This is a genomic window from Flavobacterium anhuiense, assembly GCF_050990855.1.
GTDB lineage: Bacteria > Bacteroidota > Bacteroidia > Flavobacteriales > Flavobacteriaceae > Flavobacterium > Flavobacterium anhuiense_C.
In genome coordinates this window covers 2,292,115-2,306,006 of the sequence record NZ_CP158861.1, presented here as the reverse complement: position 1 = coordinate 2,306,006, position 13,892 = coordinate 2,292,115, and the positions used below count along the sequence as shown (strand labels likewise).

The following is a 13,892-nucleotide window of genomic DNA, read 5'->3' as shown; positions in this document are numbered from 1 at the left end:
AAAGTTTGAAACTTTGACAAAGTTGATTCTCAATACTGATAACTATTTATCTAAAGATCCAGCTTTAACAATAATCATTTTATCCAGCTGAATGTATTTCTTAATCGCGTCGTTTACTTGCTGTAAAGTTGCTTTTTGAATATCATTTGGATATTGATCGATGTAACTTGGTTCTAAACCTCTTTCGATAAAACTTAAAATCGTTCTCGCCATTCCATTTGTGGTTGACATTCCAACTTTAAAACTTCCAATCAAGTTCGTTTTCTTGTTTTCTAATTCTTCCGCTGTAATTCCGTTTTTTACCCATTTATCAATTTGAACCATTGTAGCATCCAAACCTTTTTGAAATAAACTTGGATTGAAAGAAGCGTTTACAAACCAGTAACCGCCTGTTTCGATATTGCCGCCCAAACCAGAAGAAATGTTGTATGTTAAACCGTCATTATCACGAACCGTCTGCATTAAACGTCCTGCAAATCCAGCTCCTAAAGTGTAGTTTCCAATGTAAAACGGAATATAATCGGCATCGGCTCTTTTTAAACCTGTAAATTGCCCGATATACAATTCGGCACTTGGCTTTTCAGGAATTGTAACCACTTCCGTTTTTGCTGCAGCTTTTGTAGCCTCTTCAAATTTTAATTTTTCAGTAACGCCACCATTCCAATTTTTGAATGATTTTTTTAGAGAATTATTCAACCCTGCTCCTTCCGTATCCCCCACAATTACCAAACGCATTGCAGCTGTTCCGAAATATTTTTTATGGAAAGCTTTCACTTCATCCAAAGTAGCATTTTTAATATTCGCAATATTTTCTTCTACGCTTAAGCTGTAATTTGGATTCCCTTTTGGGTAAATCGCTTGAGATAAAGCAATGCTTCCTCTTTCACCCGGATCATTTAAATCTTGCTGTGTATTTCCAATAAATTGTTGTTTTAAGTTTTCGAATTCTTTCGCATCAAACAACGGATTTCTTAATTCTTCAGCCAATAATGTAATTACTTGATCTAAGTCTTTTTTCAAACATTTAAATCCTATATTGATTTTGAAAGTTGAAGCGTTTACGTTGAGGTTTACACCTAATTTTTGAAGTTTTTCAGAGAATTTAAATTTGTCATTCAACGTTGTTCCTTTTGATAACATTGATGCTGTTAATGCAGGAATTATATCATTTTTGGTTTCGCTGGCATAATTTCCTAACGAAATACTTGCTGCAACGGTAACGAAATCTTTAGCTGAAGTTTTTACCGAAACCACATCAATTCCAGATACTTTTTCTCTTTTAAAAGCTGAAGCTGATTTTTCGATTAAAGTTTCTGTAGAAATTAACTCTTCTCCTGTATTTTTTACTAAAACCGGAGCAGATGAAGTTTCATCATGAATGTGCCCTTCTTCTGAATGTCTGTAATAAAACGGACCATTTTCTGGCATATAATTATTTGCTTTAGCTGCATCATTATTTTGAGCACCCGCTTGTTTCGGAATAAAATATCCTGTTGTGCTTTGATCTTCAACTAAATACTGATTTGCAACACGCAAAACATCAGCTGGAGTTACTTTTTTCAATCGGTCCACTCCTGTAATATAATCTGTCCAGTCGCCAGCAGCGATAGATTCGTTTAATTGAGACGCAATTACACCAGAACCGTCGCGTGCTAAAATAGTCTGTGCACTAATTTTGGCTACAACACGATTTACCTCATCTTGAGTTACGCCTTCTTTCTGAATTTTAGCGACAACTTCGCTGATTTTAGCATCAATATCTTCATGTTTTGAAGTCGTCGGGAAACCAACACCAATTGTGAAAAGTCCAACTTCTTTAAAATTGGTTGCTTCGGCATACGAGTAAATTCCTAAACGCGTATCAACAAAAGTTTTGTTTAAAATTGCTGATGGACCAACGCCAATAATTTGAGCCAAAATATTCAATGCAGGAAGATCTTCGTGTAAAGCTCCTGGAATTTTATACGCTTTATTTACAACGCCTAATTCTCCAGGTTTTTTCACAGTAATTTTACGCGCGCCATATTGTTGAGGTTCTTCCGTATAAGGCTGAGGCATTACGTTTGGCGCTTTTGTAATTTTTCCGAAATACTTTTCGATCAATTCAAAAACATTCTCTTTTTTGAAATCTCCAATAATCGTTAAAGTCGCATTATCTGGCCAATAATACGTGTTGTAAAAGTTTCGCAATACTTCAATTGGCGCTTTTTCGATATCCGATTTCCATCCAATTGTTGAGTGGTGATAAGGATGTGCAATATATGCCGAAGCCCAGATTTCTTTATCTAATAAACTATTCGGATTGTTTTCTCCACGCTCAAATTCGTTACGAACAACCGTCATTTCTGCTTCTTTATCTTCTTTTAATAATAAAGAATTACGCATTCTATCAGCTTCAATTTGAAGTGCCAATTCGATTTTATCGCTTGGAAGCGTTTCAAAATAATTAGTACGATCGTACCAAGTTGTCGCATTTAATTGTGCTCCTGTATTTTGCAGAACATCAGTAATCGTATTTCCATTTTTCTTGTTGAAACTTGGGGTTCCTTTAAACATTAAATGCTCTAAAAGGTGCGTTGATCCAGTGTTTCCTAAAACCTCGTGTTTAGAACCTACGCGATATACAATTTGTACCGTTGCAACAGGCGAAGCATTGTCTTGCAGCAGCAAAACATTCATACCATTTGGTTGGTATAAATATTCTTCGATTCCGCCTAATTCTTTTATTTTCTTAAAATTTACTGATTTCCCCTGCGCTGACATAAGGGTGCAAAAAGCTAATGAGCAATAGCCCAGAAAGATGTATTTTTTCATTTTTTGAAAGATTTTTTTGGAGTGTTCAGTATTCAGTTTTTTAGTCTTCAGTGCGATATTAAACTGAACACTAAAAAACTGAACACTGAATACTTAAATTTAAGATTTACTGAAAATTTCTTTTAATTTAGATTGCAATTCTGCTTCTCTAAGATTTTTAGCTACGATTTTTCCGTCAGGTCCAATTAAGTAGTTGGTTGGAACCATTTTTACACCATACAAAACAGCTGCTTCGTTCTGCCATCCTTTTAAATCAGAAACGTGCGTCCAAGTAAGACCGTCTTTTTCGATTGCTTTTTCCCAAAGTTTCTTTTTATCGTCTAATGAAACTCCCAAAACATCAAATCCTTTGTCGTGATACGTTTTGTAAGCTACAACCACATTTGGATTTTCTTTTCGGCATGGACCACACCAAGAAGCCCAGAAATCTACTAAAACATATTTTCCTTTGTAGTCTGATAATTTCACCACTTTTCCATTTACATCAGTTTGAGAAAAGTCTAATGCTGGAGCACCAATTGCTGTTTTATCATTCAAGTCAATTGTTGCTTTTAATTTTTTTCCGTAGAATGATTTTTGAATTTCTGGAGATAAAACTGCATAATATTCTTTTACTTTTTCTGGAGTTCCGTAAGACACAATTCGGTCTTCGATTACTAAAGCTCCTCCTAAATTATCTTTATTTTTTCTAATGAATTTATCTGTCAAATCATCCGCGAAAGCGCCAAGATCTTTCCATTTTTTATCCATCATGGTTTGTTGTTCTGGAGTCAATTTTACTTTTCCTCCTTGTGTCAAAGAATCAGATAGTTTGTAAATCGGACCTGCAATTGCTTGTATTTTTTTGAATTCGTTATCATAATAAGATTTGTAGAATCCGTTTTGTGTAGCGCCAGTTACTTTCGCTTTAAAAACAGAATCTTTTTTTGCTTCGATTGCAATGTCTTCATTATCTAAAAGAAAATATGCTCCGTATTCTTGTCCTTTAATTTTAATGGTATGAAATAACGGCTCTCCTGTTTTTCCAGTAAAAGTAAACGCACCTTCTTTTACCTCAGCAGAATCAATGATTTTCTTCTCTCCTTTTTCATCTGCATATTCTAGATAAACAATTCCTTTATCTAATCCTGCAATTTTTCCGTTAATCGTGTATCCTTCTTTCTTCGCGCAAGAAGTAAATGCCGTCGCCATTGCTAATGCGAATAGGCTAGATTTTAAAATTGTACTTTTCATGTTATATTTTTTTGTTTGTTATCTATTTACGATGTTTTTTTAGTCACAGTTGCTGTTAGAACTTTGTCCCAGTTTCAAACTTTGACAAAGTTGTTTTCAAAACTGAACACTCAAAACTGAATACTGACCACTAGAAAATTAAGATTTCATCAATTCTTTCAACTTAGCTTCCAATTCTGCACCTCTTAAGTTTTCTCCAATAATTACACCTTTACCGTCTACTAAATAAGTTGCTGGAATTGCTTTTACGTTAAATGATTTACTCACTTTATCGTCATCAAGAAGATTGTGCCATTGCATGTTTTCTTGTCCAAGCGCTTTCTGCCAAGCTTTTTCGTCTTTATCAATAGAAACGCTTAAAATTTCGAATCCTTTTGGAGCATATTCTGCGTAAGCTGTTTTAAGATTCGGAATTTCTTTTCGGCATGGACCGCACCACGAAGCCCAGAAATCTACCAAAATGTATTTTTTTCCTGATACGATATCTTTTGCATTAAATGTTTTTCCGTCTTTATCTTTTAATCCGAAATTGGCAATGCTTGTTCCTACCAAAGATTTCGGATTCAAATCTTTGTCTACGATCTGACCATAATAGCTTTTCTTCGCAGCTTCAGAAAATTGCTCGTAAATCGGTTTTTGTTCTGGAGTAAAATAACTGTACGAAGTCATCATAAAAAACGGTCCCCACCAATTGGTTTTATGTTTTGCAATTAACTCCTTAGACTTTGTTTCTACCTTTGTGAAAAATGCCTTTTCTTTTGCTTCAAATGCTTTCCATTCTGGAGAATTTGCAATAGAATCCATAGTTTTTTTGTTTCCTGCAACTCTTGCTTTAGAATATAATTTTCCTAACTCTTCAGTTCCTTTATGATATTCTGCATAATCATTATTCAATTCTTCTTTAAAAGCCGTTTCTTTCACATAATAATCATGAGATTTAGACCCTGTAATTACTACATCTTTAAAACTAATCCACTCTCCTTCTTGATCTGAAACTTTACCAGCTGCTGCAATTTGTATTTTTGAATTTTCGACCATTACAGAAATATTTCCTTTGCTTTTACCAAAGACAACATAGAAAAAACGAGGTTCTTTTAATTTTCCTGTGAAAGTAAATTTCCCGTCTTTTAATATCGTTTCAGCAACTGGAAGTTCAGATGAATGTGTGGCGCCTGGAACCAATTTTACAGCTGTTCCATCGGCTAAACCAGTGATGTTTCCTTCAATTGTATATGAAGCTGGAGCTGTTGCCGTTGTTTTTTTCTTTTGTGCCTGAATGTTTATTGAAACCATAAACAAGCACAAACAGAATCCTATTATTTTATTTTGAATTGCTTTCATTTTTGATTGATATTTTATAGAAAAAGCTTCCCTTTCGGGGAAATCTAATCGGGAAGCTTTTAGATTATTATTTGTCTACGTTTTGTGTAATTGTTCCGTTTCCTGGATTTTGCGTTGCCCCCTGTGGAAAAGGCGATGTCCATAAATGCGAATCAGATTTTAAAGTGTAAGTAGTTCCATTTACAACTTTGCTAAAACTAACTTTATAAACACCTTCTGCATTTAAACGTCTTGCATCTGCATACGGAATAAGAGTCTGTACAGATTCATTATTTTTTGTTCTGAAAATAGCATTCAAAGCAGTTGTTTTATCTGTTGTTGCAATATCTTGATACGATGCTGGAAGAATACGTGTTTTACGAACTGCATTTAAAATTGCCAATGCTTCACTGATCTTATTATCACGTGCTAAACACTCTGCTTTAATTAAATAAACCTCAACAGTTGTAAGTCCGCCAAAATTGTACATTCCTGATAATATAGAATAGTAATAAGTATCTGCACCAACGGTTCTTATTTTCCAACGAGATTTTAAACGTAAATCTCCCGCTTCAAAACGTGCCGCTCTTTCTACTGGTATGCTTGGTTCTCTTCCTAATGAACGGCTTGAACCGTGTCTAAAAACATAATTTTCGACATTGTTGTAACCCATTGGTGATACAGCAGTTGTATATGAATTTGGCACATCTATAATCGCTTTATTTGCTTCGTAGAAAGCTACCCAGTCAAACAATTTATTATTTTCTGCTAATGCCAAATCAGCATATTTTAAAGCTTCTGTATAGTTATTCATTTGCAGGTAAACTCTCGAATAGATAGCGTAACCAGCTCCCAAATTTGGATGCAAAGCCGTTTGAGAAACTTTAGGCAAATAAGGCAAAGCTTCTTTGATATCATTCAGAATGAAATCATACATTTCTTGAATGGTTACTTGTTTGCTTGGCGCATTAATATCGGCACTTGTAATTAACGGAACTGATAGTTTTGTTGCCGCTGTAGAGGCTACATAAGTATCGGCATAAAAATTAGTTACGTAAAAAAAGTTCATGGCACGCATTATTTTTGCTTGCGCCCAAACTACTCTCTGTTCTTGCTCTGTCGCTTTAGTTGTCGAAAGCGCATTTTCAATAATTAAATTAAAAGCTGAAATTCCGCTATAAGCTGTATAATAATATGATTCGTCTGAAACTTTCAATGCAATACGATCTGCATTTTCGTCCCACATATAATTGGCATTATACAATCTATTGCTTGTTAGTGTAGCAGCTGTCACAAATTGGTCATTTAGTACATGATTTGCTCCCAAGATATCTAATCTTGTATTGTATTCGTCACGCAAAAAAGCTTCATAATCTGCTAATGTTTCTGGCGATTTTGCTCCTTTTGGCACATCACTCAAATAATCATCGCAAGAGGCAAAAGTCAATCCTAAAGCCAATAAGCACGCTACTTTTTTATATATATTTTTCATCGTCTAGTCTTTATAAATTAGAAATTAACATTTACACCCATCACAAAACTTGGAGATATAAAACCGCCTAACATGTATTTGGCATCTCTACTTTTAGCAAAAGTGTATACATTTTCTGCGTTCAAATTGAATCGTACTCCGTCTAGTTTTACTCTTTTAATAATGTCTTTTGGCATTTGATACGCTAACGAAATGTTGCTCAACCTCACATTTGATGCATCCAAAATATTAATATCTGCATAAGAATAAATAGTGCGAGATTCTGAATTAAAATCTGCTTCATATTCGTAAACCGCTCTCGGAACATTGGTAAAAGCCTCATCTCCTGGTTTCATCCAACGATTTGCAATATTATTGTTCACCACTGTAATATCTGTAACATAACCCCCAAGTCCGCCATTGTAATTATTAGCCAACATTGGCAAGAATGTGTTTCTAACTTTATGTCCTAACTCATAAATGAAAAGAGCTGAAAGTGAGAAGTTTTTATAATTTGCTGAGGTATGGAAAGAACCGCTGTGTGTAGGAACTGTCGAACCATAATCTTTAATTGCATCCAATTGTCCCGGATTGTATTTTACTGCAGTTCCAGAAGCATCATAAACTTGCGGAACTCCTGTATTGCTTAAACCAGCCCATTGGTAACCATAAATGGTATTAAAACTTGTTCCAACTCTAGGATAAGCCTGCGGATAATCTAACTGTAAATAGTAAACAGGAGCTTTTACATTTACAAAATCTACTCTGTTTTTATTATAGGCATACAAAACAGCTGCATCCCAAGAGAAAGAAGGTGTTTTTACAATCGTTCCTCTTAAAGTAGCTTCGATACCTCTGTTTGTCATTTCTCCATTATTAAGTGTATAAGAAGAATATCCGAATCCTTCTGTTGGAATTCCTTGACTAGTCGCTAACAAATCTTGACCTTTTTTGTTGTATAAATCTAGCGTTCCGCTTAATCTGCTTTTAAAGAATGAAAAATCTAAACCGATATTGGTTGTGGTTGTTTTTTCCCAAGATAATTCAGGATTTGGTCGTTTGCCAACACTTCCATAAGTTCCTCCAACATTAGCATTAGCATAATAAAAAGCTGTTAAATAAGGCGCAGAATCTTTAGCAATGTTTCCGGCAATACCATAAGAACCACGCAGTTTAAGAGCATCTACCCAAGCAACATCAAAAAATGATTCATTATTAATATTCCAACCCGCACCGACAGACCAAATTGGTTTGTTTTGGTATTTGCTATCAGTACCCCAAAGATTAGAACGATCCCAACGAATACTACCAGAAAGAGAATATCTTTTGTCGTATGTGTAACCTCCTGTTGAGTAAACAGAAACGTAACGGTTTTGCAATTCTTTTTGTAATCCAAAATCGTTTTGTGACATATAACCACTAAAAACAGATCCATATACTTTTAATAAATCGGCTTGATTTATCGCCGTAAAAGATAAAGCCTGCGCATCGTAACCATAACGTGTGTTATCATTGTATTCCTGTTTAGAATGACGGATTTCCATACCGGCAATCGCAGAAAAATCATGCTTATCTGCAAAAGTCTGATTGAAATTTAACTGTTGACGGAAATTATAAGCATTAGAAAACTGATTCGTCTCTTTAATAATATCACCATAAGGCAAGTTGTAAACCGCTTTGTTATTTACAATTGTTACCAAACCATTTACTTTATTTCTCACATAATAGGACTCTCTATCAAACAACTGGCTTGCGCGATCTGAAGCAAATTCATATTGGAACATAGCATTATACGTAAATGCTTTGCTGAATTTTACATTAAACTTAGCAAACGTTCTGTTTAAGAAATTTTTGTTTTCAATTAGGTTTCTTCCCAACTCATCCATTGGCGTAATATCCATGTTGTAAAGACCGTAAGTCTGCATAGAATTAAGTGTGAAATTGTTATAGCGAGAAGCAGCAGTCGAAACAAAATTGGTTCCATCAGCATTAACTAACTGATTATACGGCTGCCATTTATAACCAGGGTTATCTGAAACAGAAGCTGGATTAATAGGTTTATAATACTGTATATCTCCGATTCCGTAGTTTAAATAAGTGCCCAAATCTAAAGACAGCCAGCTGTTAATTTGTGTTGAGTTTTTCAGATTAATTCCAACCGTTTGGTTTTCAGAATACATATCTTCTAGCTGATTGTCTTTATACGTAATCGACGCATTAAAAGTATTGTTTTCACTCGCTTTCCCTAAACTAAGGTTGTGCTGCATAAAATACTGATCGCGTTTTGCATATTTTGCTACGTCATCATAATATTTGTAACCTTGAGAACCCAATTGATTCAAACGATTATTCATATCTGTCTGAGAAATATTTCCTGCATAGCCATTTAGAATAGTCTGCATTCCTAAACTTTGAAATACCGCATTATTCAATAAAGACTGTGCATAAGTAGCCGAATTAGCGTTTTTCAAATTCGGATTTCCGTCTGCCCATCCTCTTTCTAAACCAATAATATCAGCAGAACTCGTAAGATTGCCAGTATAATTTCGATATGGTGTAACGGTTAAATTACTTGAAAACGAAATATTTGTTTTACCTGCTTTTGCTTTTTTCGTTGTAATAACCACCACTCCATTTGCAGCGCGAGCACCATAAATAGAAGAAGCTGCTGCATCTTTTAAAACCGTAATTGTTTCAATATCTTCTAAGTTTAAACTAGGAAGATTCTCTTCTATACTTGCATAAGGCGTTAATCTAGTATTTTCAACAGGAAACCCGTCAATAACATACAACGGAGCCATAGCATTAGCATTCATAGATGTCGTTCCTCGAATTTTTCCATCCTGATATCCAACAATACGTCCTTCTAAAATTTTATCTAAACTGCTTAAACGCTGTTCTTGATAATCTTTTGCTTTTAAACTTGAAAAAGATCCCGTTGCTTTTTCTGCAGCAATATCCTGATAACCCGTTTTTAAAACTACTCCTTCAAGTTCTAGAACATCTTCCTTAAGAACAACATTGATCACGCTTCTGCCCTCAACTTTTATTTCTTGTCTTACATATCCTAAATAGGCAAAAGCCAAAGTCGTTTCGCTGCTTACCGCAATAATCTGATATTCTCCATTAAAATCGGTGTTTACACCTCTTCCAGAACCGTTGTCTGAAACTGCTGCTCCCACCAAAGGCATTCCCTTTGCATCGGTAACTCTACCTTTTACGATAAAATCTGCGACAGGTTTTTTCTCTTCTGTTTTTTCTTCAGAGACTTTTCTCGGCGTTAGAATAATGTGGTTTCCAGATACTTTAAAATCGGTGCTCGTATTATTAAAAATTTTATTTAAAATAACTTCAATCGAAGCTTCGTATGCATTTACGTCGATTATTCTGTTCAAATCTACCGATCTGACATTGTAGACAAATCTGTAATCTGTAGTATATTCAAGTCTTTCAATCACTTTGGCAACGGTCATATTGCTGGCATTAAAAGAAATCTTGTTTTTTTGAGAATAAGTGGTTCCGGCGTGCATTACTGTTAAGGCAGTTAGCAGAAATAATGTGGTCAATTTCATTTTCAAATCAAATTTCAAAAAAGGCTTATCAAACCTGATTCTGTTCAAGAGTTTTTTCATACTTTTAAATGTTTTTTTTAATGTTGGTTGGTTAATTAACTGACCGATATTCCACCGGGAAATGTTGGCGCATTTTCCGGTTTTTTTATAACGATCCTTTTCATTTTGGATTTTTGCTACATAGGCGGGGGTATTTTAGATTTTAGATTTTAGATTTTAGATTTTAGATTTTAGATTTTTCCAATCTTTCTTCTTGCTTCTTTATTTTATTTCGAGATTTTTCCAATCCTTCCTCTTGCTTCTTTATTCTATTTCGAGATTTTTCCAATCTTGCTTCTCGCTTCTTTATTCTATTCTAGATCTTTCCAATCCTTCTTCTTGCTTCTTTATTTTATTTCGAGATTTTTCCAATCTTGCTTCTTTATTCTTGCTTCTTTATTCTTGCTTCTTTATTCTTGCTTCTTTATTTTCTATTCTAAATCTTTCCAATCCTTCTTCTTGCTTCTTTCTTCTGCTTTTTATCTTTATTTAATCGTAATCTTATCTTGGTCAATATTATAATCTATGGCATAACTGTCGCTGAAATATTTCAAGACCACTTCAATCGGTTCATTGTCAAAACGGGCATTGAAAATTTCTTTTCCAAGAGTCTTATTTCTGTTAATGAAAGTCACGTTGTATTGGCGTTCCAGTTTTTTGATAATATCATTAAAAGAAGCATTTTTAAACACCAAACTTCCTTTTACCCAATCGGTATAATAATCGGTATTTACTTGTTCAATTTTAATTTCGTTTTGTCCTTTTGGAGCCGAACCTTTAAAACCTGGCGTTAAGTACACCTGATTTTGACTTGTTTTCTGATCTTTATAAAGCGAAACTTTACCTTCAACCAAGACAACATCTGTATTGCTATTGTTGCTATACGAGTCTACATTAAACTTCGTTCCCAAAACCTCAACATTTACCTCCTGAGCATTTACCGTAAACGGATGTGCTTTGTCTTTGCTCACCTCAAAATAAGCTTCGCCTGTTAAATACACTTGTCTGTTTTTATTTTTGACAAACTGTATAGGATAGCGCAAGGATGTTCCAGAATTTAAATGCACCAACGTTCCGTCTGATAATTGCACTTCAAATTTTTTCCCGTACGGAATTTTCAAGGTGTTGTAAACCAATTCTCCTTCAGCTAAAACTTTATTATAAACCAATCTGTTTTTTTCTTGTTTTCCAATAATGTTTCCGTCTTTATCCGTAATATTTTTTTCTTCAGAAATATCAATATTCTCAGATGTTCCGTTACCAAATTGTAAAACAATTTCGTCAACTCTCGGCACGATAACATTTTGTTTAACTTGTTCTGAGCTAGAATTTTTATAGAAATAAAACCCTCCCAATGCCACAATCAAAATCGCTGCATATTTATAATACGATGAAAATCTCCTTTTGTAGAAAACATTATTTTCCTTCTTGATTCGCTCTGAAAGCTGTTTTCTAACTTCCGTCGAATCAAAAGTGTTCAAAGCAGTATCAATTGCATAATTGGTTTGCACAAAATCCTTAAATACAATTTGATTCTCTTCGTCTTTTAACCACTCCGTAAGCTGCTCAATTTCTTCTTGAGAGGCCTGATTTGTGATAAATTTAACAATTAGTCGCTCTGACTTTTTTGCTGTCATTTTAGTCGTTTTTAATATTATTACGAAGCCAAAAAACAAAACCCTAACAATTTGATAAAGTTTTTTTCATTTTGATGATTTTTTTATTTTTCGCAAGTCTTTTCTTTCAATAAAACTCGACTAATTTGGTAGAAATTATAAAGTAAATGATTTATATTTGCATTTTTGTTTCTTTTTTATTTGTAATAATTTTCAAATAGAAAGACAAAAAAAAGGTCGATTTAAGTAATTTCAGTTCACTTTTTGACCTCAAAAACTATTAATTTATATATTTGTTTTTATGAAGATTGATGATTACAGCGATAATACCACTCTAATTGAGTCTCTAAAAAATGGAGATGAAAGCGCGTACACGTATCTTATCGACACCTATCATCATAAACTTTGTGTGTATGCTAACAGTCTGGTTAAGAATGTTTACAGCGCCGAAGATATCGTGCAGAATGTTTTTATAAAAGTTTGGGAACAGCGTACGAGATTAAAAGCAGATCATTCTTTAAAAAGTTTTCTTTACAAACTGGTTTACAATGAATTTATCGATTTATACCGAAAAAACCAGTCTTTATTTTCTCTAGAAAAATCGTATTACGATGCCTTAAACGGAATTGTTCAAGAAGATGATTCTGAAGCTTTCCAGAGGGTTTTGAATGCAGTAAATAAAGAAATTCAAAACTTACCTCCAAAATGCAAAGAGGTTTTTATTCTAAGCAAAAAAGAAGGTTTAACCAATATAGAAATTGCAGAACATTTGGATGTTTCAATAAAAACGGTTGAAGCACAGATAACTAAAGCATTTTCAATTCTACGCACTTCATTGGAAGAAAAAGTAAAAAGCGTTTTGTTCCTTCTGTTTTCTGCTAAAAAAAAGTTCAGACTAAATAATTTAATCTGAATTTTCCTTTATTGTTTTAAGGTAAATATCTTTATTCTTGCGTCTTTTTCAACTCAAAGTAAATCTTGCCTCTTGCTTCTTTCCTCTTTTTTATCAACTCGCTTCTTCCAACTCGCTTCTCTCCTCAGCAAAATCTAAAATCGGCGTCTTCATATCATGATACAAAAGCACTTTCCAATTCTCCTCTTTTGCTTGTTGCTCCCATTTTTTACGAGATTCCATAGCACGTTTTCCGTCGAAATCTGTCTTGTAAGCAACAGGAAATTTTAAATATCTTTTTTGCGGTAAATCATCAGCTCCGTAAAATACAATTTCGTCATCAGCTTTAATCCAAAATGCTTGTTGAAATTGTGTATGTCCTGCTGTAACTTCAAAATAAATTTCGTCCGTTATAGTACCGCTGTCTTCATTTAATAATTCAACATTTGGTAATTCTTTCAGCTCATTTAATATTTCAGGAACGTAAGACGGATTTTGCAATTGTTCTAAAGCGAAATCTATTTCTCGTTCTTGAATATAGATTTTGGTGTTCGGGAAATTTTGAACGAATTGGCCATTTTCAAAATAACCGATTCCTTCAATATGATCTTTATGCAAATGCGAAACCAGAATTTTGGTAATCTGTTGAGGTTCGATATTATTTTTTCGAAGCATTTCATGAATAAACGGAACGCCATTATGGACAAATCCTAAACCAAAATCGATTAAAATAACATCATTATCTGTAATAACAACAAAAGGCTGAATAGCCATTTTTAAACCCAAATCGGTTGTATTCTCTTCTAAAAGTTGAAATTCTTTTTTAGAATTGACAATATAATTTCCTTCTTGTAAAGCTATAATTTCCATATTGTTCTGCTTGTAATTTTACAACGAAGCAAAGTTCCTAAGAATTTCTATATTTGTAAAACCTT

8 protein-coding genes are annotated in these 13,892 nt (G+C 33.9%); 1 reads left to right on the top strand and 7 read right to left on the bottom strand.

The features are described from left to right. Nucleotides 1-42: 42 nt before the first annotated feature. From ABTV69_RS10270 to ABTV69_RS10245, 6 genes are all read right to left on the bottom strand, one after another. On the bottom strand, nt 43-2,814 hold the full coding sequence (locus ABTV69_RS10270; protein WP_433836021.1) for a M16 family metallopeptidase: 2,772 nt from the start codon (nt 2,812-2,814) through the stop codon (nt 43-45). A gap of 99 nt (nt 2,815-2,913) precedes the next feature. Further along, nucleotides 2,914-4,047 (bottom strand): redoxin domain-containing protein, encoded by a 1,134-nt coding sequence (locus ABTV69_RS10265; RefSeq protein WP_433836019.1) that lies wholly within the window; start codon nt 4,045-4,047, stop codon nt 2,914-2,916. Between the two features lie 138 nt (nt 4,048-4,185). Further along, nucleotides 4,186-5,388: a redoxin domain-containing protein gene (locus tag ABTV69_RS10260; protein ID WP_433836017.1), complete on the bottom strand. Its 1,203-nt coding sequence runs from the start codon at nt 5,386-5,388 to the stop codon at nt 4,186-4,188. A 67-nt stretch (nt 5,389-5,455) separates the two neighbouring features. After that, nucleotides 5,456-6,859, bottom strand: coding sequence for a RagB/SusD family nutrient uptake outer membrane protein (locus ABTV69_RS10255; protein ID WP_433836015.1), 1,404 nt, complete (start codon nt 6,857-6,859; stop codon nt 5,456-5,458). Nucleotides 6,860-6,876: 17 nt separating this feature from the next. Further along, complete coding sequence (locus tag ABTV69_RS10250) at nt 6,877-10,470, bottom strand: SusC/RagA family TonB-linked outer membrane protein (protein WP_433836013.1); 3,594 nt, start codon at nt 10,468-10,470, stop codon at nt 6,877-6,879. Nucleotides 10,471-10,934: 464 nt separating this feature from the next. Further along, a complete protein-coding gene (locus tag ABTV69_RS10245) occupies nt 10,935-12,086 on the bottom strand; it encodes a FecR family protein (RefSeq protein ID WP_433836011.1) in 1,152 nt (383 codons plus the stop codon). 280 nt (nt 12,087-12,366) lie between these two features. Here ABTV69_RS10245 and ABTV69_RS10240 point away from each other — a divergent pair, with 280 nt between their 5' ends. After that, the gene (locus ABTV69_RS10240; RefSeq protein ID WP_433836009.1) at nt 12,367-12,978 is read left to right on the top strand and encodes an RNA polymerase sigma factor; all 612 of its coding nucleotides are present in this window, start codon (nt 12,367-12,369) and stop codon (nt 12,976-12,978) included. A gap of 93 nt (nt 12,979-13,071) precedes the next feature. Here the strand turns inward: ABTV69_RS10240 and ABTV69_RS10235 are convergent, their stop codons facing one another. Continuing rightward, nucleotides 13,072-13,827, bottom strand: a complete 756-nt coding sequence (locus tag ABTV69_RS10235) for an MBL fold metallo-hydrolase (protein ID WP_433836007.1) — start codon at nt 13,825-13,827, stop codon at nt 13,072-13,074. Nucleotides 13,828-13,892: the final 65 nt, after the last annotated feature.